Origin of the sequence: Curtobacterium sp. GC_Cur_3 (assembly GCF_026544205.1) — a bacterium.
GTDB lineage: Bacteria > Actinomycetota > Actinomycetes > Actinomycetales > Microbacteriaceae > Curtobacterium.
In genome coordinates, this window is record NZ_JALNUI010000020.1 from 20,642 (window position 1) to 44,296 (window position 23,655).

Here is a 23,655-nt window from a genome sequence, read left to right on the forward strand (position 1 = left end):
GTGTTTTGCAGACCCGGCGGGCCCGCCCCCGCCTACCCCAGCAGCACGCTCCACGCCGTCGTCGCCGGCCACAGCTGGTGCTCCGGCAGCACGTCGAGCCCGCACGCGCGGGACCCCAGCCCGTGCTGCGCCGCGTCGAGGTACAGGTACAGCGCATCCGACGCGGGCAGCTCGTACGGGTGCCCCGCACGACCGACCTGCTGCGCGGTCCACGGCGTCAGCGTGAAGCCGGTCCGCCGTGCACCGACCGACGAGACCGTGAACGGCCCCACCGTCAGTGAGCGCAGGTCCGGACGGTGCCCGGTCTCCTGCGGCATCGAGTAGTTGACGTTCAGCAGCGACACCGGCGCAGCGAACCGACCGACGTGCGCCGCGTGCGAGGAGTCCGCGTACGACTCCAACGGCCCGGTGCCGAACCACTCCGCCGACTCGTCGACGAGCGACGCCGGCAGGTCGATGCGGACGCCGATGCGCGGCCACGTGATGCCCCAGGCGCCGAACGGGACCGCCGTGGTGTCGAGCTGCAGCCCGGCCTCGGTCAGGGTCCAGCGGTGCGTCACCTCGACGCCCGCGCCGCTGTTCGCCGCCGAGACGCGGACACGCTGCACGAGGCCGTGCTCCGTCCGCGACACCGAGACGAGTCGGTGCGTCAGCCGGTCGAGCCCGTGCGCCTCCCACTTCGACGCCGACGACGGCGCGTCCGGGTCGCCCACACCGTGCGTCAGCACCGGGTCAGCGGTCTCGTACCCGCCCTGCGAGGCCAGCCGGTCGTTGTCCGTCGGCGCTCGCCAGAGCTCCAGGCGCGGCCCGGCGACGGGCAGCTCCTTCCAGCTCGACAGGTCTCCGCGCGCCGTGAATGTCGCCTCCCCGAGCCGGTCGCCGTCCCACCCCGCACTGGAGGCTCGTGGGGCCTCCGCCGGTCGGCTCGCGACGAGTGTCTGGGTGCGTGCCACGACGTGGCCGGTGTCCGCCCAGGCCGTCGGTCCGGCGAGCTCGGCGACGACGTCGAACCAGAGTTCCTCGCCGGGGGCGAGGGGACCGGCCGCGGCCGCGAGCACCTCGCTCGGCACGGGCACGGTGGCCGACTCCCGCGGCGGCACGACGCCGGGCGCCAGGCGTCCGGTGGCCTCGACGACGCCGTTCCGCGCCAGGGTCCACGTGAAGCGGAGCCCGGAGGTGGACGCCGAGTGGAACCGGTTCTCGACCAGGACGGTGCCGCCGCCCGCGGTGGTCGCACCGTGCAGCGGCGACACGGACAGGCGCACCGGGGCGACGACGGCCGCGAACTCCGCCAGGCCCGGGGTCGGGGTGTCGTCGGGCAGCACCAGGCCGTCCATCACGAAGTTGCCGTCGTGGACGACCTCGTGGAAGTCGCCGCCGTAGGCGTAGTAGGGGGTGCCGTCGGGGGTGTGCGCGAGGAGCCCGTGGTCGCGCCACTCCCACACGAAGCCGCCGTGCAGCCGCGGGTAGCGGTCGACCAGGTCCTCGTACTCCTGGATCTGCCCGGGGCCGTTGCCCATCGCGTGGACGTACTCGCAGTGGATGAACGGCTTCGACCGCTGGCGTGCCGCCTCGGCCGGGCCGCACTCGAGCAGCGGAGTCGCCGGACCGCCGCCGATCGACTCGGTCTCCTGCAGCGTCGGGTACATCCGCGAGTACACGTCGGTGTACTCGCCCGTGTAGTCGCCCTCGTAGTGCACGGGCCGTTCGGCGTCCCGGGCGCGGACCCACGACGACATCGCCGCGAGGTTCCGCCCGGTGCCGGACTCGTTGCCGAGCGACCACATCACGATCGACGCGTGGTTCTTGTCCCGCTCGACGGTGCGCGCGATGCGGTCGAGGTAGGCCTCCTCCCACGCCGGGTCGTCGGAGGGGTTGCCCACCCAGTCGACGAAGAGGAACCCGTGCGTCTCGAGGTCGCACTCCAGCACGACCCAGAAGCCGAGCTCGTCGGCCAGGTCCAGCACGCGCGGGTGCGGCGGGTAGTGCGAGGTGCGGATCGCGTTGACGTTGTGGCGCTTCATGAGCGCCATGTCGGCACGGGCGTGGGCCTCGTCGAACACGCGGCCGCGCTCGGGGTGGGTCTCGTGGCGGTTGACGCCGTGGAACACGACGCGCTCGCCGTTGACCAGGAACCGGTCACCCTCGATCGTCACCGTGCGGAAGCCCAAGCGGAGCGAGACCGTCTCGCCGTCCGAGGACAGCGTCGCGTCGTACAGCCGGGGGAGTTCGGCGCTCCAGGGGTCCACGCCCTCGACCGTGATCGGGGCGACGTCCTCCGCGGAGTCCCAGACGACGGACACGCCGAGCTCGGGGACGGCGAACCGCACGGGGAACACCGCGTCGAGCGTGGGGACGGAGATCGTGCCGGTCCCCGTCGCCGGGCGACCGGACGCAGCCGTCCCGGCCGAGGCCGCGTTCTCCGTGGCGGCCGTCCAGCCGGCGCGCACGAACACGTCGTCGATCGGGGCGGCGGGACGCGCGAGCAGGGTGACGTCGCGGAAGATGCCCGGCAGCCACCACTGGTCCTGGTCCTCCAGGTACGACGCCGCGGACCACTGGTGCACCCGGACGCGGACCTCGTTCGAGCCGGGCCGCAGCAGCGACGTCACGTCGAACTCGGTCGCGAGCCGGGAGCCCGTCGACCACCCCACCAGGGCGTCGTTCAGCCAGACGCGGAAGTGCGACTCCACGCCGTCGAACCGCAGCAGCACCCGGGCGGCCGTGTCGAACGACGTCGGCAGCGAGAAGGTGCGCCGGTAGTCGCCCGTCGGGTTCTCCTCGGGCGGATGCGGCGGATCGATCGGGAACGGGTACTGCAGGTTCGTGTAGCTCGGCGCCCCGTGCCCGTGCAGGACCCAGTGCGCGGGGACCGGCAGGGTGCCCCAGCCGTCCGGGTCGTCGAAGTCCGGGGCGTCCGCCACCGGCGACCAGCGGAAGTCCCACTCCCCGTTCAGCGTCAGTGCGGGTGCATCGGTGTGCAACCACGCCCTCGGTGCCAGTCGGGACGCCGATCCGGGCGTCGTGGCGTGCAGGTCGTCGGTGGCGGTGGAGGTCAACCCTTGACCGATCCTTCCGTGAGGCCCCCGCGCCAGAAGCGCTGCAGGACGATGATGGCGATGACGAGCGGGATGACCGAGACGAGCACTCCGCCGGTGGTGAGCTGGTAGAACTCTGGCAGACGGTCCACCTGGGACCGCCAGTTGTTCAGTCCCAGTGTGATCGGGTACAGCTTCTGGTCTGCCAGCATGATGAGCGGCAGGAAGAAGTTGTTCCAGATGCCGACGACCTGGAACAGGAACACCGTGACGAGCGCCGGCGTCATCTGCCGGAGCGCGATCGTGTGGAAGATCCGCAGTTCACTGGCGCCGTCGAGCCGCGCGGACTCCATCAGGGCCGTGTCGATCGACGCCGAGGCGTAGACCCGGCAGAGGAACAGGCCGAACGGCGAGACCAGGCTCGGGATGAGCACGCTCCAGTACGTGTCGGTCAGGCCCATCGTCGAGAACAGCAGGAACAGCGGCAGCGCCGTCGCGGTCCCCGGCACGAGCACGCCGCCGAGGATCGTCCCGAACACCAGCTGCCGACCGCGGAACTCGTACTTCGCGAGCGCGTACCCGCCGGCCGCCGCGAAGTAGGTCGCGAGCACCGCGCCGACGCCGGAGTACAGGATGCTGTTCGCGATCCACCGGACGAAGATGCCGCCGTCGTACGTGAACACCTGCTGCAGGTTGCTGAACAGCGCGAAGTCCCCGCCGAACCAGAACCCGTTCGTCGAGAACAGCGCCCCGGTCGTCTTCGTGGCGGCGATCACGACCCAGTACAGCGGCACCAGGAAGTACAGCGCGACGACGACGAGGATGCCCGTCACCACGATCTGCGACCGCGGTGAGCGGTCGAGCTTGCGGCGCTGGTGGGCAGTGATCGACGTGGTGTCGACGGGGACCGCGGTCTTCGCCGTGGCCGGCGCTTCGATGGCTTCGCTCGTCATCGGTCAGTCCCTTCGGTGGTCGCGACACGACCGGACGGGAGGCCCGGGTCGGCTTGGGTGGTGACCACCGGTCGGGCGGTCGCGCGCGTCTGGAGCGCACGCCGCGCCTCCAGGCCGTCCTTCCTGGACCGCTTGCGCTGGTCGCGCTCGTCCTTGGGCGGACGGTTCGTCAGCGCCAGGAACGTGAAGGACAGGATGAACGCGGCCAGCGCGATGATGACCGCCTGCGCACTTGCGACGCCGTACTCGTTGAACGCGAACGCGTTCGTGTAGGCGGCGTAGTTCGGCGTGTACTCGGTGTCGATGGCGGGGGCGACCGTCGACAGGATCTGCGGCTCGGCGAAGAGCTGCAGCGTGCCGATGATCGAGAACACCGTCGTCAGCACCAGGGCCGGCGCGATGAGCGGGATCTGGATGCGCCACGCGACCTGGAAGGGGCCGGCGCCGTCCATCTTGGCGGCCTCGTAGACCTCGCCGGGGATCGACTTCAGCTGCGCCACGATGATGAGCATGTTGTAGCCGGTGTAGGTCCACGTCACGATGTTCGCGATCGACCACAGCACGCTGTTCGCGCCGAGGAAGTCCGGCTGCAGCCCCATCGACTGCAGCAGCGACACGATCGGCGACAGCCCGGGCACGTACAGGAACGACCAGAGGATCGTCGCGATGACGCCGGGGACGCCGTACGGCATGAAGTAGATCGCCCGGAAGAAGCCCGGCCAGCGGGCGCTCGCCGACTCCAGCAGCAGCGCCAGGATCGTGCAGGCGATGATCATCACCGGCACCTGGACGATGCCGAACAGGAGCATGCGGCCGATCGAGGCGACGAAGCCGTTGTCGTTCAGCGCGGTGACGTAGTTGTCGAAGCCGGCGAACCGGCCGGTCACGCCGTCCTCGCCGAACAGGCCCTTCCGGTCGACGGTGGTGAAGCTCTGGAACAGGGCGCTGATGATCGGGATGACGAACGTCAGGACGAAGAGCGCCAGGAAGGGTGCGAGCAGCATCCACGGCGCACGCTTCTGCGCCCGGGTGGCCTTGGTGCTCGTGCGGAAGGTCGGTTGCGTGCGCTCGGTGGTGCGCGCCCGGGTGGGGGTCTGGGTGCTCACGATGCCGTCCTGACGCTGAGGCCCTTGTCCTTGAACGACTGCACGATCTCGCGCTGGGCGAGTTCGACGGCGTCGCTGAGCTTGAGTCCGCCGGTGATCTTGCGGCGGAACTGGTTCTGCAGCGACGTGAAGGCCGACTGCGTGACGGGGGACCAGGACCAGTCGATGTTCTGCTCCTTGGCCGCCGGGGCGAAGACGTCCTCGTTGTAGTTCTGCCCCGAGAACCAGGCACTCGGCTGCTCGCGCTGGGCGCCGATGTAGTCCTTGGCGGGGGACCAGCCGATGCCGCAGTGCTTGATCATGGCGTCCACGCCCTCCTTCGAGGTGGTCATCCACGTGATGAAGTCGAGCGCTTCCTTCGGGTGCTTCGCGTTGGCGAGCACCGCGGCCGTCGAGCCACCGATCGCGCTCGACCCGAAGCCGTCGGCGCTCCACTTCTGCATCGGGGCGACCTTCCACTTGCCCTTGCCGCCCTGGATCGACTCGATGAGGGCGTCGCCCCAGCTCGCGCTGGTCACGGCGGCGATCCGACCGCTGGCGCACGCGGCGTACCAGCCGGGGGAGTAGGCGCCGGCGCTCGTGTCGACCAGCTTCTCGTCGATGCACCCGTCGAAGAAGTCGGCCACCTCGAGCGTGGCGTCGTCGGTCATGTCGACGACCCACTCGTCACCGTCGACCTTGAACCAGCGCGCGCCGGCCTGTTGCGCGTAGGCGGCGAACGGCGAGGCGTCGGCGACCGGGAAGACCTCGAGGTAGTTCTGCTTGCCCGTCTTCCGGACCTTGTCGGCCAGGACCTTCCACTCGTCCCACGTCGTCGGGGGTTCGCCGCCGGCCTGCTCGAGGATCGCGGGCTGGTAGTAGAAGCCCATCGGGCCGGTGTCCTGCGGGATCCCGTAGACGCCGTCGACGAAGGAGACCTGGGCCCAGGCGGCCTCGTCGTACTGGTCCTGCACGTCCTTCGCGCCGTAGCGGGCCAGGTCGACCAGGCCGTTCGCGAGCATGAACTCGGGGATCTGCCGGAGCTCGACCTGCCCGATGTCCGGGCCGCCGCCGGCCGCGAGCGCCGAGTACATCTTCTGGTACCCGCCACTGTTGCCGCCGGGGATCCAGTTCGCCGTGACCTGCACGTCGGGGTGCTTCGCGTTCCAGATGTCGCAGACCTTCTGCAGGTCCTTCAGCCACGCCCAGTAGGTGAGCTGGATGGTCTCGCCGCCCGCCGCCGCGGGGACGAGTGCCGCCTTGTTGACGTTCGTCGAGCCGGGCACCGCGCAGCCGGCGAGGAGACCCGTCGCAGCCGCTCCGATGCCGAGCCCGAAGAGCTGGCGTCTGGTGATTGGTGGTCGTGATGATGGCGTCATTGCCTGCACTCCGGTTCGTCATTGATCGGGGTTGCGCCTCAGCAAACCACGGAACCCGAGTGCCGGTGGGTGTTCGCGGCTGGGTGTTCGCTCCGACCTTGGAACGACGTCAGGTCGGAGCGCGGACGGTGGGGGCTCAGAGCAAGCACGAAGGCCGCCGACGGCGATCGCCACCGGCGACACGAACGGGAGGAGCACTGATGGCTGAACGCGGGAACACCACCCACCGGCCAGAGCTCGACGAGCAGCTCGCGCACGAGGCGCAGAGCATCGTCCAGGGCCACGGCAGCAACAGCCACGTCGAGGAGTTCCGGCAGTCCGAGCCGGTCCCCGACGACACCGACGACGCCGAGACGCTGCAGGCGTCGGGCTACGACGGCGAGCTCGAGGGCGAGCTGCAGGACGACAGCACGGACGTCCTCCCCGAGGACGACGCCGACGTCGTCACGGACACGGACGGCCGCGGAGCGATCGGCGGGGGTGCGGTCGCCGGCGACACCGTGGGTGGCGACGACACCGTCTTCACGACCGAGACCGGCGAGGAGACCGAGAACGAGGTGGTCGACGGTGGCACAGACGACGCGTGAGACCACGGCCCTGCAGCCCGACCTGGTCGAGGCGCTGCAGGCTCCCGGGACCTGGACCTGGGCGTACGTCGACGCCTCCGGCAACCGGGAGGACCCCCGTCGGTTGGCCGCGCTCCAGCGGCGCACGGTGTCGGACGCGCTGCAGCAGCAGGGCGGCTCGAGCCGGGCGGTCGAGGTCATCGAGGAGGAGCTCGTCGAGCAGCCGGGCGTCCCGGCACCCGTCGCCCGCTACGTGCTCGTCCGTGACGACGAACTCGTGCTGAGTGAGGTGCTGCCCGGTCACCTGCACGGGCAGGAGTCGATGGGCACCGGCGCCGTCCCCGACCTGCTCCCGCTGTTGGCCCACCGGCCCTTCGACCTGCCGTTCCTCGTGGTCCAGGTCGGCCGCGAGGGCGGTGGCTTCCGCGGCTACCGGCTCGGACACGCCCCGTCCGGCGCCCCCGAGGACGAGCAGCGCGTCCAGGGCCGCACGGACACGCTGCACAAGGTGAAGTCGGGGAACGGCTGGAAGCAGTCGCACTGGCAGCAGCACACCGAGGAGATCTGGAAGCAGACGGCCGGTGAGGTCGCCGCCGCGCTGGAGGAGGCCGTGCGCACCACCTCGCCGCGGCTCATCGTCGTGGCGGGGGACATCCGCGCCCGCGAACTGCTGCGCGGGGAGCTGTCCGCGGCCACCAAGGCGCTCGTGACCGAGGTCGCCGTCGACCCGCGGGCCGACGATGCGTCCGAGAAGGCGCTCGTGCAGCACGTCGACCTGGCGCTCGCGCGGCTCCTCGCATCGCGGCGGCACGACGTGCAGGACCTCCTGCGCACGCACGAGGGCCGCGGCGACAACGAGAGCGTCAGCGGGATCGGTCCCGTGGTCGACGCGCTGCAGCAGGCGCAGGCGGCCGTGGTCGCCCTCGACGCCGGGGCGCTCGGCGACCGCACGCTGTACGCCCTCGCCGCCGCACCCTGGGTGGCGACGGCGCCCGAGCAGGCGGCCGGGGTCGAGGTCCTCGGGCAGGTGCCGGCGGTGTGCGCCCTCGTCCGGGCGATCGTGCTGACCGACGCCGAGCTCGTGCTCGTCAACGCGGCGTCGTTGCCGAGCGGGGCTCCCGCGTCCGCGCTGCTCCGCTGGCGGGTGGGCCCGGCCGTCCCGGCCTGACGCGGCGGCGCGCGCGAGGCGCGGCGCGGCTCCGGCGCGGGGTCCGGCTTCGGCTCCGGCTCCGGGTCCGGGTCGGGTGCGGTGGGTCGTTCCGCGCGTTGTCGGTCGGATCGTGCGCGGCAGGTCGGATCGCGCGTGGTGGGTGAGTTCTTCCGACCCCCTACGCGCGATCCGACCTCCCATCGCGGGCGTCATGGGTCGGAACGCCCGCCGGCCTCACCCGGTGGAGCGGTCGGAACGCGGGACCAGCGGCAGCGCCAACAACGGCAGCACCGCCACGATCCCGAACGACGCCGCGAAGCCGAGCACGCCGACCAGGGCGCCGATGCCCGGGCCGACGGCGCTCGCCGCGATGAACTGGCCGGTGTTCTGCGCGCCGAGGGCCCGCCCGGACCAGAAGGGCCCCGCTGCCTCGGCGACGGACGTGTACGCGAGCCCGTTGTCCGCCACGGTCACACTCGTCGCCACGACGAGGAACACCGCCGCGCCAGCCAGGTGTGAGACGTCGACGAGCGCCATGACCGCCATGACCACCGCCGCGCTCACGGCGACGACCCGCAGCGGACCGACCCGGGAGCGTGCCCGGTCGCTCCACACCCCCACGAGGATGCGCCCGATCGCCCCGACGAACTGCGACGCCCCGACGAGCAGCCCCGCCGCGGCCGTGGGCCACCCGAGCCCGACGAGCCACACGAGCCCGTACGTCGACAGCGTGAACTGCGGGACCACGAGCAGGACGGACACCGCGTGGATCCGCCACAGGAAGCCCGACGTCCGGTAGGGGTTCGCGACGTGGGCCGCGGGAGCGTCACCCCGTGCCGGTCGCGGCGGGTTCGCGATGCCGATCGCGCAGAGCACGGCGAGCACCGCGCACAGCACGATCGGCAGCACGAGCGCCGCCCGGATGCCGGACGTCTCGGCGAGCTGCGGCACCGTGACCGCCGCGAGCGTCACCCCGAGCGGCTGCGACATCTGCCGGATGCCCATCGCCAGGCCCCGCCGCTCCTTCGGGAACCACCCGACCACGACCCGTCCGCTGGCCGCGTTCGTCGACGCGCTCGTCATCCCGCCCGCCAGGAACGCCAGCCCGAGCAGCACCGGGTCCCCCGCGGCGAGCCAGGCGCCGACCGTGGCGAGGGTCGTGAGGACGAGGCCGCCCGCGATGACGACCCGCTCGCCGATACGGTCGGTGAGCGCTCCCCAGGCGATGAGCGTCAGCACCATGCCGAAGGTCGGCGCGGCGGCGAGCACCCCGGCGACCGGCAGGGGCGTGCCGTGCGCGTGCAGGTAGGGGATGAGCAGGGCCGGCGCTGAGACGACGAGCGTGCCCGCGGCCTGTGCGGCGACGCCGAGCGCGAGCATCGACCACGCGCGGGCGGTGGTCGCGGGCGCGGAGGAAGTCGTCGTCATGAGCATCGTTTCGTCGCGGAACGGTTTGGTATACCAAAACGGTATACCATCCGGTCCACTCCGGCGCTACGCTGGTCCGTCGTGATCGAACCGACCGACGCAGCGCCCGTGTCGCAGACGGCCCAGCTCTACGACAACCTGCGCGCCGCGATCCTGACACTCGAGATCGCGCCGGGGGAGCGCATCTCCGAGCGTGGGCTCGAAGCGCGGTTCCACGCGTCGCGCACCCCCGTCCGTGCAGCGCTGTCACGACTCGAACGCGAGGGGCTCATCCTGCACGAGGGCCGCTCGTGGACGGTCACGCCGATCGACCTCGACGAGATCGCCTCGCTCGCCGAACTGCGCGGCGTGCTCGAGCCCGCCGCCGTCCGGTTCGCGGTCGAACGAGCGGACGCCGCGGCGCTCGCCGAGGTCCGGTCGCACCTCGACGCCCTGCGCCCGACGCCCGACCAGCAGGCCGGCATCCGGATGGGCTCGACCTTCCACCTCGACCTGGCGGCGCTCGGCGGCAACCGGTTCGTCACGGACGCCATCGGCGACGCCCTCACCCGACTCGAACGCACGCGGTGGATCGAGGTCCGCACGCCAGAGGCCCGCGACGCCGCGTGGGACGAGCACAGCGCCGTCCTCGACGCCGTGCAGGCTGGGGATGCCGACCGCGCGGCGGAACTGCTCGCGGCGCACGTCGCCGGGACGAACGACCGCCTGATCGCCTGGATTGCCCAGGAGCGCCGACGCCTCCGGGGGGCCGGCATGGCGATCATCGGCGCGACCGACCGGACGTCGACCACGCACTGACCGACGCGTGCGCCGTGCCTGCGGTCCGGGCGGCTCGAAGTGCCCGCGGTCTGGACGCGACCGCGCGCGGAACCCGACCCGCCCTGTGGGGGCGAGCCGGGCCTCCTGGCTGTGCCGCGTCCTGATCCGGCCGCGGCGCGGCTCACTCGATGCGCGTGAGTCCGTCCGCGCCGTCGAGCTGCGCGAAGGCGGCTGCGCCCTCCCGCGGTTCGTGCGTGCGTTCGAGGAGGGCCTCGCGCACCTCGGCTTCGTCCAGGCTGACCCTGACCGCGTCGCGGCGTCCTGACTGCGTCGACTGTGACATCTCGTTGGTCCTTCCCGTAGGCGGGCTCGGCCCGCGTCGATGCGGGCACCGCCCGCTGGTTGCGCTTCCTCACGGGACGTACTGAGGTCGCCCCAGTGTGATCCGCTGCTGCCGTCCGCCGCAAGGGCCTGGCGGCGCTTGTGGAGAAGTGTGTCGAGACGGGTTGCCTAGGATGGTCGGCGGTCGGGGCGGCTCGCCTCCGGCGCGCATGAGCGGACGGACGGGAGGCCCTGGTTGGCCGAGCAGCGCACCGCACCTCCCACGGTCTACGACGTCGCGGCCGCCTCCGGGGTGTCCATCGCCACCGTCTCCCGCGTCCTCCGCACGCCGGACGCCGTCCGCGAGGGCACACGCGACCGCGTGCAGGCCGCCATCCGACTCCTCGGGTACGTGCCGTCGGGGAACGCCCGGGCGCTGGCGGGCAAGCGGACCGGCGTGATCGGGCTCCTGCTGCCCGGGTTCGACGTGGTGCCGGACGAGCGACCGGGACTCGTGACGGACGGCGGAGTGCGGGTCGTCGACGACCGCCGCCACGTGACGCAGCCGTTCGCGTCGAACCTGTACTTCGACGAGGTGCTCCGCGGCGCCGAGACCGAGGCCTGGCAGCGCGGCCTCGCCCTCATGGTCGCCGCCGGGCGCGGTCCCTCCCGAGACGTCATCGTGAACGACGTCGCCGGGCGCGTGGACGGCCTCGCGGTGCTGGCGCAGACCGTGCCGGACGAGCTGCTCGAGCACGTCGCCCGCCGGGTCCCCGTGGTGGTGCTCGCGGACGACCGGCGCTCGCACGGGTTCGACTCGGTCAGCGTCGACAACGCCGCGGGCATGCGCACGCTTGCTGCGCACGTGATCGGGCGGCTCGGCATCCGGTCGATCGCCTACGTCGCCGGCCCGATCGACTCCCCGGACGACCAGGAACGCTCCGCCGGGTTCCGCCAGGCGCTCGACGACCACGGGGTGGAGCCGCGCTCCGTCCGGACCGTGCACGGGGACTTCGGACGGGCTCGGGCGCGGGAGCTGGCGGTCGCGCTGCTGGCGGACAGCCCGCCGCGGGCCATCGTCTGCTCGAACGACCAGTCGGCGCTGGGGGTGCTCGACGCGGTGCTCGCGGCGGGGCTCCGGGTGCCGGACGACATCGTCGTGACGGGCTTCGACGGCATCGACGCCGGTCGGTTCTCCGCGCCGAGGCTCACCACCGTGCACCAGCCGATGGGGGAGCTCGGGCGGGCCGCGGTGGTGGCGATCGTCGATCGGCTGGAGCGCCGCGAGGGGCCGCCGCGTGCCGTGCGGCTCCCCGTCGAGGTGCTCCTGCGTGAGAGCTGCCCGCCGACGCTGTAGCGCGGGGTGCTCGCACCGTGCGCGGTTCTCCGCCCCATGCGAGCGCACCCGGGCTCGCACCGTGCGCGCTCTCCCGCCCCGTGCGAGCGCACCCGGGCTCGCACCGTGCGCGGTCTCCTGCCCCGTGCGAGGTTGCACACCCCGTGCCCGCCCGCAGCGCCGCACGGTGTGGTCAACCTCGCACCAGCTGCTCGCCGCCACCCGCCCGCCACGCACCCGCCACACGCCCCCACGCGACTTGCGCCCCGCGATGTAAGCGCATACATTGACCCTCGTACCCACTCGACACGGAGGTCGACCGAGCAATGACGCTTCCCCCACAGCGCACCCCACGGCGCACGAGGCGCGGGCCGTGGCGCACGCCGAGCACGCCGAGCATGCCGAGCATGCCGAGCACGCCGCACACGCGGCGCGGTCGCCTCGCCGCGGCCCTCGCCGGCATCGCGGTCGTGGCCCTCGCGGCGACCGGCTGCAGCATCCAGGTCCGATCAGAGCCGGACCCGAGCATCGGCAAGGACACGATGCTCATCAACGCCGACCACGGCAACCCGCTGTTCGACCGCAACTTCAACCCGTACATCACGAACGCCCGCACCGCGTCGAAGTGGATGTACGAGCCCCTCATCGAGGTGAACCCACTCGACGGCAAGCGGAACCCCTGGCTCGCCAGCTCGTGGGAGCAGCCGGACGCCCGGACGATCGACATGACGATCCGCAAGGGCGTCGAGTGGTCCGACGGCACGCCGTTCACCGCGAAGGACGTCGTCTTCACGTTCGACCTGTTGAAGCGGTTCCCCGCGATGGACGTCAAGGGCGCCTGGCAGCACATCGCCACCATCGAGCAGCAGGGCGACCACGTCGTCTTCCACCTGAAGTCCGACGACGTCCCGAGCCTGACGATCATCGGCCAGACGTACATCCTCGGCGAGCACCACTGGGGGAAGGTCAAGGACCCGACGACGTGGCGTGACCCGAACCCGGTCGGCACGGGCCCGTTCGTCCTCGGCAACTACTCCGACCAGCAGTACTCGATGGACAAGAACGCGCGGTACTGGCAGGCCGGCAAGATCGCGATCAAGCACCTCGTCCTGCCCGCGACGAACACGCAGCTCGACACCGTCACCCGCGGCTACGACTGGGCGTACTCGTTCATCTCCGACGTCAAGGGCACGTGGGGTGCCGCATCGGACACGAACACGTACTGGTTCCCACCGGGGGGCGTGATCGGCCTCATCCCGAACCTGACGAAGGCGCCGTACGACGACGTCAACGTCCGCCGAGGGATCTCGCTCGCCCTCGACCGCGACGACATCGCCGAGACCGCCACCGAGGGCAACCTCACCGCGGCGGCACAGACCGGCCTGATCCTGCCGAACCAGGAGCGGTACGCGAACCCCGACATCCCGGACAAGGGGATGGTCACGCAGGACGTCGCCGCGGCGAAGGCGTCGTTCGCGAAGTCCGGCTGGGTGGAGCAGGGCGGCAAGATCGTCAAGGACGGCAAGCAGCTCGAGATCACCATCACGACCGCCAACGGCTACGCCGACTGGCTCCGCGCCGCGCAGGAGGTCCGCCGTGACCTCACCGCCATCGGCGTGAAGGTGTCGATCAGTGCCCCGCAGCCCGCCGGCTACCAGCAGGCGATCAACAACGGCACCTTCGAGATGGCGATGGGCGGCATGGGCAACGGCGACGTCTACCAGGCCTTCAACTCGCTCATGTCGACCGACTTCTACCAGCCCGTCGGCAAGTCGACCGTGAACAACTACGAGCGCTACCGGGACCCGGCGACGCAGCGACTGCTCGACGAGTACAAGGCCACCACGGACACGACGAGGCAGCAGGAGATCCTCGACCAGCTGCAGACCATCGTGTACGACCAGCTGCCCGTCATCGGCATGTACCACGGCGGGCTCTGGGGCCTGTTCAACACCGGCAAGTTCGTCGGCTGGCCGAGTGCGAAGGACCCCTACATGGCGCCGCAGAACTACGACTCCGCGCCGCTGCTCATCTTCACCAAGCTCCGGCTGCGCGACAGCGCCGCCGGGCGCGCGATCGTCGCAGAGAGCGAGCAGGGCAAGTGAAGTACATCCTCCAGAAACTCGTCCTCTTCGTCCTGACCCTCTGGGCCGCGGTCACGCTGAACTTCGTGCTCCCGCGCCTCATGCCGGGCAGCCCGAGCGACGCGGCCCTCGCGAAGCTCAGCCAGAACGGCCCGGTCACCGACGCCACCAAGAAGGCCATCGAGGCCCAGCTCGGCGTCCCGACCGGCAGCCTCTGGGCCCAGTACGGCAGCTACCTGCACCAGGTCGTCACCCTCGACTTCGGCACGAGCTACACGTTCTACCCGCAGCCCGTCGGTGACCTCGTCGGCAAGGCCCTGCCGTACACGCTGATCCTGGTCGGGGTCGTGACGATCCTGGCGTTCGTCCTCGGCACCCTGATCGGCATCGCGGCGGCCTGGAAGCGGGGGACCTGGCTCGACTCGCTCCCCACCCTGTCGGGATCGTTCATGTCGACGTTCCCGTACTTCTGGACGGCGCTGCTCCTGCTGTTCTTCCTCGGCTACGTCCTGCACTGGTTCCCGACCACCGGCGCGTACTCGGCGACGACCACCCCCGGCCTGAACCTGGCGTTCACCGGCGACGCGCTGCAGCACGCGGTCCTGCCGGCGGTGACGATCCTCGTGACCAGCCTCGGCGGCTGGATCATCGGCATGCGCAACGCGATGATCAACACGCTCGGCGACGACTACGTCACCTTCGCCGAGGCCAACGGCCTGCGCGGTCGCACCGTCGCCATCCGCTACGCCGCCCGGAACGCGATCCTGCCGAACCTGACCGGCTTCGGCCTGGCCCTCGGCGGTGTCGTGGGCGGCTCGGTGCTCGTCGAGCAGGTGTTCGGCTACCCGGGCATCGGCTACCTGCTGTTCAACGCCGTCATCGGGCAGGACTACCCGCTCATGCAGGCGCTCTTCCTGATGATCACCGTGTCGGTGCTCATCGCCAACTTCATCGTGGACGTGTTGTACGGCGTCCTGGACCCGAGGACGCGCCGATGACGAACACGAGCACACCCGACGCAACCGTCGCAGTCCGCACGCAGGACGCACCGGAACAGCAGGCCCCGTCCAAGCTCAGGTCCGCCGCCCGCCAGTTCGGCGTCGTCTGGTCCAACACCAAGGCCCGCATCGGCATCGTCATCCTCGCGGTGTTCGTCGTCGTGGCGATCGCCGCACCCCTCCTGGCCCCCTACGGCGCCAGCCAGAACGGCTTCGCCCGCAGCGAGGACGCCACCTGGGCCCACTGGATGGGCACCACCGCCGCCGGCGAGGACGTCCTGTCCCAGCTCATCTACGGCGCCCGCATCTCGGTGATGGTCGGCGCGGTCGCGGGCATCCTGTCCACGCTCGTCGCGGTCGCGATCGGCCTCAGCTGGGGTTACGTCCGCGGCTGGGTCGCCGAGGTCATCGGCTTCGTCGTGAACCTGTTCCTGGTGATCCCGGGCCTGCCCCTCATGATCGTCATCGCGGCCTACCTGCAGAACGGCGGTATCGCGGTCATCATCGCGGTGATCGTCGTCACCGGCTGGGCCTGGGGTGCCCGCGTCCTGCGCAGCCAGACGCAGTCCCTCCGCGGTCGCGACTTCGTGACGGCCGCACAGTTCTCCGGCGAGGGTGCCACCCGCATCGTCTTCCGCGAGATCCTGCCGAACATGACCAGCCTCATCGTCGGCAGCTTCTTCGGCGCCGCGACGAGCGCGATCCTCGCGGAAGCCGGCCTCGAGTTCCTCGGCCTCGGGGACTCCTCGATCGTCAGCTGGGGCACGATCCTCTACTGGGCACAGAACTCCAACGCGCTGCTCACCGGCCAGTGGATCCTGCTCTTCGCCCCCGGCCTCTGCATCGCCCTCCTCGCGATGAGCCTGACCCTCATCAACTTCGGCGTCGACGCCGTGTCCAACCCGCGGCTGCGCGAAGGCGCGCGGCCCCGTAAGGAGAAGACCGCATGAGCGGCGCACGTCAAGTCCCCACCACCGGACTGGAGGCTCTCACCGGCGCCGCCACGAGCCTCCCGTCCGACGGGTCCACCGCCACCGACGTCCTGCTGGACGTCCGCGACCTGTCGGTCGTCTACGAGTCGTCGGGGCAGACCGCCGTCCAGGCGGTCGACCACGTGTCGTTCTCGCTGCGGAAGGGCGAGTTCGTCGGCCTGGTCGGCGAGTCCGGGTCCGGCAAGTCGACGCTCGGCTACGCGCTCACCCGGCTGCAGAAGCCCCCGGCACGGACGAACGGCGGCAGCATCGTCTTCGCGGGGAAGGACATCCGCGACCTCGGCGACGAGGAGCTCCGGCAGCAGCGCCAGGGCGGCTTCGCGATGGTGCTGCAGTCGGGCATGAACGCGCTCAACCCGGTGCGCACGATCCGCAACCACTTCATCGACGTCTTCAAGGCCCACGGCCACGTGCCGCGTGAGCGGTGGGACAGCCGGATGCGGGAGCTCGTCGGCAAGGTGAAGCTCCCCGACTCGATGCTGGCGCGGTTCCCTGGGGAGCTGTCCGGTGGCATGCGGCAGCGCGTGTCGATCGCCCTCGCGCTGTCGCTCGAACCGCAGCTCATGGTGTTCGACGAGCCGACCACGGCGCTCGACGTCCTCGTGCAGCACGCGGTGATGGACACGATCATCGAGCTGCAGCGTGCCGAGGGCTTCACGGCCGTGCTCATCAGCCACGACCTCGGCATCGTGCTCGAGGCCACCGAGCGTGTCCTCGTGATGCACGAGGGCAGGATCGTCGAGGACGGCGGTTCGCGCGAGGTGCTCCGTGCACCGCAGGACCCGTACACGCAGATGCTCCTGTCGCACTACGCCGACCCGCGTGCTGCGGTCGTGAGTCTCCCCGGTTTCCCGGACCGCTCGCTCCGCGCCGAACACGGCGAGAAGCGGCAGGAGGCCACCACCTCCCACGCCACGGTCGGCTCGCGGGAGCGCAGCGCGGCGAAGAACCCGATCGTCGTCGACCACCTGGTGAAGACCTACGCCCCGCCCCGTCGTGGTGAGGACCCGGTCCGGGCCGTCCGCGACGTGTCGTTCACGCTCGAGCCGGGGCAGTCCCTCGCGCTCGTCGGCCAGTCGGGCTCCGGCAAGTCGACCATCGCGAAGCTGCTCACCGGCGTCGAGAAGCCGAGCTCGGGCACCGTCCGGTTCGGCGACCTCGACGTGGCGAAGCTCGGGCGCCGGGGCATGCGGGACCTGCGCTCCGAGGTGCAGATGGTGTTCCAGGACCCGTACTCGGCGCTCAACCCGCTGCACACGGTCGAGTACACGCTCACCCGTCCGGTCGTGAACTACACCGGGCTCCGCGGCAAGGACGCTCGGCGCCGTGTGCTCGAACTCCTCGAGACCGTGGGCCTGACGCCCGTGGAGCAGTTCGCGCAGAAGCTCCCGCACCAGCTCTCCGGCGGGCAGCGGCAGCGTGTGGTGATCGCCCGCGCACTGGCGAGTGACCCGCAGGTGATCATCGCCGACGAGCCGGTCTCGATGCTCGACGTGACGCTCCGCGCCGGGGTGCTCGCGCTCCTCGAGGACCTGCGCGAACAGTGGGGCGTCTCGCTCCTCTACATCACGCACGACCTGCTCAGCGCACGGCTCATCACCGACGACATCATGGTGCTCCACGACGGCGCGGTGGTCGAGCGCGGACGGACCGCCGACGTGCTGCAGCACCCGCAGGACGACTACACGGTCGCGCTGCTGGACGCCGTGCCCAACCCCCGTCGCAGACTGGCCTCATGACGAACCTGCACGCGTTCCCCACCGTCCCGCCGTTCGGCCACCTGCCCACCCCCGAGGGCGTCGACGTCGTCGGCATCGACCTGCCCATCGGCCGGCTCACCGCCTACCGCGTCGTCCCGTCGGGGGCGTCGAAGGGCACGGTCCTCGTCGTCCCCGGGTACACCGGCTCGAAGGAGGACTGGCGCACGTTCATGCCCCTCCTCCGTGACGCCGGCTGGACCGCGGTCGCGATCAGCCGCCGCGGCCAGGCGGACTCCGCGGCGCCGACCGAACCCCGGGACTACTCACTTGACGAGGAAGCCGCCGACGTCATCCGCGTCGCCCGGCTGCTCGACGACGGCGCTCCCGTGCACCTGGTCGGGCACTCGCTCGGCGGCGTGATCGTCCGCGCCGCCGCGATCCAGGACCCGAGCGCCTTCCGCGACGTCGTGCAGTTCTGCTCCGGTCCGTACGGCTGGCCCTACCGCAAGGTCACCGAGCTGACGATCATGCACGACACCGGCGGGAACAACCGCACGCTGTTCGACGCCACGAACCCGCTCTGGGCCTACCGTCCCGACGAGGAGCTCCCCGACGACGTCCGCATGGTCCGCGAGCGCTTCGACGCCACGAGCCCCCTGAGCATCGTCGCCGGTGGCCACGTCCTCGAGGACCACACCGACAGCTCCGCCGAACTCCGCGCCACCGGGCTCCCCGTCCTCGTCACGCACGGGGAGTGGGACACCGCCTGGCCGATCCCGTGGCAGCGGACCATGGCCGAGGACACCGGCGCCGAGTACGTCGTCATCCCGGAGAGCTGGCACGGCCCCCAGATCGAGAACCCGCAGGGGACCGTCGAGGTCTTCGACACGTTCCTCAGCAAGCACTGAAAGGCACCATCATCACTTCGCTGCACTTCCCCGACGGCTTCCTCTGGGGCGCCGCCACGGCCGCCCATCAGATCGAGGGCAACAACGTCAACAGCAACTGGTGGGTGCACGAGCACGAACCGGACACCACGATCGTCGAGCCGTCGGGTGACGCGGCGGACAGCTACCACCGCTACCGCGAGGACATCCGGATCGCCGCCGACCTCGGCCTGAACTCCTACCGGTTCAGCATCGAGTGGTCCCGCATCGAGCCCGAGCGGGGCTTCGTCAGCCGTGCCGAGGTCGACCACTACCGCCGCATGGTCGAGGCCTGCCACGAGTTCGGCATCGAACCGATCGTCACCCTCATGCACTTCACGGTGCCGCGCTGGTTCGAGCGGGACGGCTTCTGGCGCGCCCCCGACGCCGCCGACCTGTTCGCCCGGTACACCGAGGCCGCGCTCCCCGTGGTGCAGGACGGTGTCCGCTACGTGTGCACGATCAACGAGCCGAACATCGCCGCGATGCTCGCCGGCGGCGAGGACGCGGCCAACCTGGTGGCCTTCGGTCTGCCGAACCCGGACCTGCAGGTGGCCGACGCCCTGCTGGCCAGCCACAGGCGGTCGCGCGAGGTCCTGGGACAGGTGTCGGGCCTCCAGTCCGGCTGGACCATCGCGACCCAGGCGTTCCGCGCCTCCGGCGAACCGGGCTCGGAGGAGATGCTGCGGGAGTACGGGTACCCGCGCGACGACTGGTACCTCGAGAACGCCGCGGGCGACGACTTCCTCGGGGTGCAGGCCTACACCCGCACGTTCATCGGCCCCGACGGGCCGCTGCCCGTGCGGGACGACGTCGAGACGACCCTGACCGGCTGGGAGTTCTGGCCGGAGGCATCCGCCGAGGGTCTCCGCAGCGCGTGGGAGCTGTCCGGCCACGTCCCGCTGATGATCACCGAGAACGGCATCGCCACCGCCGACGACACCCGGCGCATCGCCTACACGCAGGGCGCGCTCGAGGGCATCCACCGCTGCATCGAGGACGGCATCGAGGTCCTCGGCTACCAGCACTGGTCGCTGCTCGACAACTACGAGTGGGCGTCCGGCTTCCGGCCGACCTTCGGTCTCGTGGCGTGGGACCGCGAGACCTTCGTGCGCACCCCGAAGCCGAGTGCGCACTGGTACGGCGGCGTCGCGGCCGCGAACGCCCTGGCCGTCTGACGGTCGGACGGGAGGCTCGTCCCGCGTCCGTCGCGCCGGCTCGGTCCGGCCGTGGCCGGCCCCGGCACCTCGTGTCGGGCGCCCGGTCTCGCCCGATCGGGTCGGTCCGGTCCGGTCGCTAGTCGGTCGCGTCGGGGGTGAGGAGGTCCGCGATGGCGCCGTCCCGGAGGAGTCCAGCCCGGTCCGCGGCGGTGGAGCCCTCGTCGTCCTCGGCCGCACGGTCGACGTCCAGGGCGAGCACCGCGCGGACGGTGTCCACGTCCGCGGAGTCGACCGCCGCGATGAGCAGCGTCGCACCCCGCGAGCCCCGGGCGCGGACGTCGGCGCCCGCGGCGGCGAGCAGGCGCACGACCTCGGCGTGGCCACCCCATGCAGCGCGGACGATCGGGGAGTTGCCGTCGCCGTCCCGAGCCTCCAGGTCGGCACCCGCCGCGACCAGCACGCGGAGGGCCCGTCGTGCGTCGCGGTCGACCGCCAGCGTCAGCGGCGTCCGGCCCTCGGAGTCGATCAGAGCCAGGGTCGCACCGCGCCGGAGGAGCTCCTCGAGCATCTCGGGCCGGTCGAACCACGCGGCGGCGTGCAGCGGGGCGAAGCCCCAGCGCGGGTCGACATCGTCCACGTCACTGGCGTCGTCGGCGAGGTGCAGCCCGCCCAGGTCCCCGTACGCCGCAGCACGGACACCCTCGGTCGCCCACTCCACCCAGCCGTCGGGGACCGGGCCGTGCCAGCCGCGCGTCGGGCGGTCGCCGAGGACGTCGTAGGCGGACTCGTCGACGCTCTGCACCGCGACCTGGGCGTCCCGGAACCGGATCGCGACCTCGCCGACGGGGGAGACGAGGAGTCGGAGTTCCCAGGCGTCCTCGCCGGCCACGTGGTCGAGCTCGCCGCGGGCGATGTGCGCGTCCCCGGCCAGCACCGCGCCGGCGTCCACATCGGGCGGGTCGATCACGGCGTCGTCGAAGCGTAGGGTCACCCGTGCGTGGTTCCAGCGCCGCCAGAGCCCGTCGGCGGTGTCGAGCACCTCGTCGTTCCGGACGACGACCTCGGCGTGCACGACCACCGGGTCGGGCAGGCCGTGCCCCGGGATCGCCGCCGTGTCGTCCGTGGTGCCGTCGGTGCCGTCCGTGCCGTTCGACGCGTCCTCGGATGCGTGTCGGTGAGCCGCTTCGCTGCGCAGGGTCGCGACCCGGGCGTCGGTCCAGCGCACGGTGGCGAGGGCCGCGACCGGCGGGGGAGCGTCCTCGAGCAGTCGTGCGATGTGCTCGGACTGTCCGTCGAAGTCCTCGAGGGACACGTAGCCCACCGAGGGCCAGTTCACTCGACTCCAGCGCACGGGGTCGAGACTACCCGGGGGCCCGTCGTCGTCCGCGCCCTCGGCGGTCGAGCCCTCCGCGCCCGCCCTGGAGCAGCCGGATGACCGGTCGATCGACCGCGAACCAGACCACGACCGACGCTGCGACGGCTGCACCGACGGCGGCGGCCCCGACGAGGACCGGCGCGGACGACCCGGAGGCCACCGCCGCGATGACGGCCACCGTCGTCGGTGCGACGATCGGGTGCGTCAGGTAGAGCGCGTAGGACGCGTCGCCGAGCGTGGTCCCCACGAGGCCGACACGACGGCCGATGAACGGTTCCGACGCGACCGTCAGCGCCAGTGCCACGGCCGCGATCGGCAGCAGCATCAGGGCCCCGGTCGATGCTTCCGCGATCGTCCCGACCACGGTCCACAGCGCCGTGATGGCCACCAGCCGGAGGACCGCCGTGCGGGTCGACCGATCGATCGCCCAGCGGCCGATGGTCATCCCCACCAGGAAGCACAGCACGACGCGGTCGCCGTGGAACTGCCAGGTGGGCCACCCGGCCGGGGCGCGGAACGCCGATGCCGCGGCGAGGACGACGAACACCGCCGAGGCGAACCGGAAGGGGTCGACCCGGACGGCGAGCGCGACCGTGACGACGACGTAGAAGAGCAGCTCGAACGCCAGCGTCCACGTCACCGTGTAGAAGGGCTGCACCACGCCGTCGGCACCGCGGCCGGGCAGGAACAGGTACGACAGCGCGATGTAGACCGGTGAGGTCGACGCCCGCTCGAGCGCGCCCGGTGCCACCAACAGTGTGAGCAGCTTGACCGTCATGACCGCCCACGCCAGGGGCACGACCCGGACGAGCCGTCGTCGGAGGAAGTGCTGCCAGGTCGGCGGCGGTGACCGGTGCGTGACGAGGACGGCCACGAAGCCGCTGATGGCGAAGAACACCGGCACCCCGACCTGCCCGGTCGGGATCACGACGAGCGGTGCGCCGAGGCGGTCGTGCAGGTACGACGGCAGGTGCGCGAACACGACGAGGAGTGCTGCGACGAATCGCAGTGCCTGGACGCCGAGGAACTTCGATCCGTTGACTGCCATGGCACGAGCGTGGGCCGGATCATCACGGGATCGGCAGTTGTCCACATGTTGTGTTTCAGTGAGGCCGTCATGCACAGGGCGATCGTGACCCAGAGCAACGGCGTCGAGAGGTCCGGCACCGAGACCACCTTCGCGATCAGCAGGGCGCCGAGCGTGGCCACGGCGGGGAGGGTCGCACGCTGTCCGGCCGCTCGCCGCACGACGAGGGCCACCGCGACGATGAACAGTGCGGTCCCCGGCACCCCGACGGTCGAGAGCAGGGTCACCAGGAACGACGACGAGCGGTTGCTGCCGAGTCCCGCCCCGATGCCGAGGGTGTCGGACGTGACCCGCAGGCCGATGGCGTCGGCGGCCGTCCGTGAATCGAACGACTGACTCCCGACCTTGTCCTCGATGACGTCGAGGAGCGGCGTCGTCACCGTGTCGCCGGCGACGAGCAGCACGCTCGTGACCGTGATCGCGCCGAGCACGAACCAGACGACCCCGCGACCGTCCCGCAGCACGGTGCGGACCACGACGACGACGAGAGCGAGTGCGACGACGGCGCCGGACGCGATCACGGCGGTCCCGGAGACGGATCCCAGGAGGTTGCCGAGGGCGAGGGCGCCGAGGACGAGCGGGGCGATGCGGCGGCGCCCACGCGAGGTGAGGGCGAGGACGACCGTGCCGGTCATGACCGCCAGGGTGAACGTGGCGAGTTCGCTCGGCTCCGAGAACACCCCGCGGAGCCGAGCGTCCCCGTCGGTGTACGAGGCGTTGAGGGTGTCGAAGACCGGCGCGAGTGGATCGGTCCCCGCCGAGCGGAGCACGTTCCGCACGGTGCTCAGGCCGATGCCCGTCCACGCGGCGACCGACAGCGCCGTCCTCGCGGTGCCGGTCGCGGCGAGGTGCAGCACCACGACCAAGGCGATGACGAGGTAGCCCGCCTGGGCGATGTTGCTGATCCCGAAGGCGAGCGGCGTCAGCGCGCGGATCTGTTCGTCGATGCCGCCGCGGGGCTCGAGCACCGGGGTTCCGGCGAACGCCCACGGGCCGATCGCCGTGACGGCGATGCTCCAGGCCGCGAACGCGACCAGGGTCGACGCCACGGCCGATCCGGGCCCGCGGGGCCGGGTGGCCAGCCAGGAGACGACGGCGACCAGGCCGACGCAGCTGAACACCGGCACGGCGACGGCTCCGACGACGATGCCGGCCGAGGCGGGGACGCCCGCGCCGAAGCCGAGCGCGATCGCGATCAGCTTCGGACGACGGCGCGCCGCTCCGATCAGGGCGCAGGCCAGCGCCAGGACTCCCAGCAGGGTCATGATCACCTTCCAGTTGATATGCAATACAGCGTACGCTATATTTCACATCGACA

Annotated in this window: 19 protein-coding genes; 10 read left to right on the top strand and 9 right to left on the bottom strand. The window is 71.4% G+C overall.

The window, feature by feature from the left end; all coding sequences use genetic code 11:
• Positions 1-32: 32 nt before the first annotated feature.
• From OXR63_RS11810 to OXR63_RS11825, 4 genes are read right to left on the bottom strand one after another with little or no spacing between them, the layout of a single operon-like run.
• The gene (locus OXR63_RS11810; protein ID WP_267423446.1) at positions 33-3,059 is read right to left on the bottom strand and encodes a glycoside hydrolase family 2 TIM barrel-domain containing protein; all 3,027 of its coding nucleotides are present in this window, start codon (positions 3,057-3,059) and stop codon (positions 33-35) included.
• Complete coding sequence (locus tag OXR63_RS11815) at positions 3,056-3,991, bottom strand: carbohydrate ABC transporter permease (RefSeq protein WP_267423448.1); 936 nt, start codon at positions 3,989-3,991, stop codon at positions 3,056-3,058. Before OXR63_RS11815 ends, OXR63_RS11810 begins: the two co-directional genes overlap by 4 nt.
• On the bottom strand, positions 3,988-5,097 hold the full coding sequence (locus tag OXR63_RS11820; protein WP_374116121.1) for a carbohydrate ABC transporter permease: 1,110 nt from the start codon (positions 5,095-5,097) through the stop codon (positions 3,988-3,990). Before OXR63_RS11820 ends, OXR63_RS11815 begins: the two co-directional genes overlap by 4 nt.
• A complete protein-coding gene (locus OXR63_RS11825) occupies positions 5,094-6,455 on the bottom strand; it encodes an ABC transporter substrate-binding protein (RefSeq protein WP_267423450.1) in 1,362 nt (453 codons plus the stop codon). Before OXR63_RS11825 ends, OXR63_RS11820 begins: the two co-directional genes overlap by 4 nt.
• A 200-nt stretch (positions 6,456-6,655) precedes the next feature.
• On the opposite strand from OXR63_RS11825, the gene OXR63_RS11830 reads away from it, so the two are divergent.
• Both OXR63_RS11830 and OXR63_RS11835 read left to right on the top strand, forming a co-directional pair.
• Positions 6,656-7,042 carry a hypothetical protein gene (locus tag OXR63_RS11830; protein WP_267423452.1) on the top strand — a complete coding sequence of 129 codons (387 nt, stop codon included), beginning with the start codon at positions 6,656-6,658 and terminating at the stop codon, positions 7,040-7,042.
• A complete protein-coding gene (locus tag OXR63_RS11835) occupies positions 7,023-8,189 on the top strand; it encodes a baeRF2 domain-containing protein (RefSeq protein WP_267423454.1) in 1,167 nt (388 codons plus the stop codon). Before OXR63_RS11830 ends, OXR63_RS11835 begins: the two co-directional genes overlap by 20 nt.
• 216 nt (positions 8,190-8,405) lie before the next feature.
• On the opposite strand, the gene OXR63_RS11840 is transcribed toward OXR63_RS11835, so the two are convergent.
• Positions 8,406-9,599 (bottom strand): MFS transporter, encoded by a 1,194-nt coding sequence (locus OXR63_RS11840; RefSeq protein WP_267423456.1) that lies wholly within the window; start codon positions 9,597-9,599, stop codon positions 8,406-8,408.
• Between the two features lie 81 nt (positions 9,600-9,680).
• On the opposite strand from OXR63_RS11840, the gene OXR63_RS11845 reads away from it, so the two are divergent.
• Positions 9,681-10,397: a GntR family transcriptional regulator gene (locus tag OXR63_RS11845; protein WP_267423458.1), complete on the top strand. Its 717-nt coding sequence runs from the start codon at positions 9,681-9,683 to the stop codon at positions 10,395-10,397.
• Between the two features lie 142 nt (positions 10,398-10,539).
• Here OXR63_RS11845 and OXR63_RS11850 read toward each other — a convergent pair whose 3' ends face one another.
• The gene (locus OXR63_RS11850; protein WP_267423460.1) at positions 10,540-10,701 is read right to left on the bottom strand and encodes a hypothetical protein; all 162 of its coding nucleotides are present in this window, start codon (positions 10,699-10,701) and stop codon (positions 10,540-10,542) included.
• A 234-nt stretch (positions 10,702-10,935) separates the two neighbouring features.
• Between OXR63_RS11850 and OXR63_RS11855 the strand changes: the two genes are divergently transcribed.
• From OXR63_RS11855 to OXR63_RS11885, 7 genes are all read left to right on the top strand, one after another.
• Complete coding sequence (locus OXR63_RS11855; protein WP_267423462.1) at positions 10,936-12,036, top strand: LacI family DNA-binding transcriptional regulator; 1,101 nt, start codon at positions 10,936-10,938, stop codon at positions 12,034-12,036.
• A 386-nt stretch (positions 12,037-12,422) separates the two neighbouring features.
• A complete protein-coding gene (locus OXR63_RS11860; RefSeq protein WP_267423464.1) occupies positions 12,423-14,120 on the top strand; it encodes an ABC transporter substrate-binding protein in 1,698 nt (565 codons plus the stop codon).
• Entirely contained in the window at positions 14,117-15,097 is a 981-nt protein-coding gene (locus tag OXR63_RS11865) for an ABC transporter permease (RefSeq protein ID WP_071279662.1), read from the top strand. The genes OXR63_RS11860 and OXR63_RS11865 overlap by 4 nt, the downstream gene beginning before the upstream one ends.
• Positions 15,094-16,047 carry an ABC transporter permease gene (locus tag OXR63_RS11870; protein ID WP_267423468.1) on the top strand — a complete coding sequence of 318 codons (954 nt, stop codon included), beginning with the start codon at positions 15,094-15,096 and terminating at the stop codon, positions 16,045-16,047. Before OXR63_RS11865 ends, OXR63_RS11870 begins: the two co-directional genes overlap by 4 nt.
• Positions 16,044-17,828: an ABC transporter ATP-binding protein gene (locus tag OXR63_RS11875; RefSeq protein WP_267423470.1), complete on the top strand. Its 1,785-nt coding sequence runs from the start codon at positions 16,044-16,046 to the stop codon at positions 17,826-17,828. Before OXR63_RS11870 ends, OXR63_RS11875 begins: the two co-directional genes overlap by 4 nt.
• Positions 17,825-18,697: an alpha/beta fold hydrolase gene (locus OXR63_RS11880; RefSeq protein WP_267423472.1), complete on the top strand. Its 873-nt coding sequence runs from the start codon at positions 17,825-17,827 to the stop codon at positions 18,695-18,697. The genes OXR63_RS11875 and OXR63_RS11880 overlap by 4 nt, the downstream gene beginning before the upstream one ends.
• A gap of 20 nt (positions 18,698-18,717) precedes the next feature.
• Positions 18,718-19,893, top strand: coding sequence for a glycoside hydrolase family 1 protein (locus tag OXR63_RS11885; RefSeq protein ID WP_267423533.1), 1,176 nt, complete (start codon positions 18,718-18,720; stop codon positions 19,891-19,893).
• 118 nt (positions 19,894-20,011) lie between these two features.
• Here the strand turns inward: OXR63_RS11885 and OXR63_RS18425 are convergent, their stop codons facing one another.
• From OXR63_RS18425 to OXR63_RS11900, 3 genes are read right to left on the bottom strand one after another with little or no spacing between them, the layout of a single operon-like run.
• Positions 20,012-21,226, bottom strand: a complete 1,215-nt coding sequence (locus tag OXR63_RS18425; RefSeq protein ID WP_267423474.1) for an ankyrin repeat domain-containing protein — start codon at positions 21,224-21,226, stop codon at positions 20,012-20,014.
• A gap of 10 nt (positions 21,227-21,236) precedes the next feature.
• Positions 21,237-22,232, bottom strand: coding sequence for an acyltransferase family protein (locus OXR63_RS11895; RefSeq protein ID WP_267423535.1), 996 nt, complete (start codon positions 22,230-22,232; stop codon positions 21,237-21,239).
• Entirely contained in the window at positions 22,175-23,602 is a 1,428-nt protein-coding gene (locus tag OXR63_RS11900) for a hypothetical protein (protein WP_267423476.1), read from the bottom strand. The genes OXR63_RS11895 and OXR63_RS11900 overlap by 58 nt, the downstream gene beginning before the upstream one ends.
• Positions 23,603-23,655 lie beyond the last annotated feature (53 nt).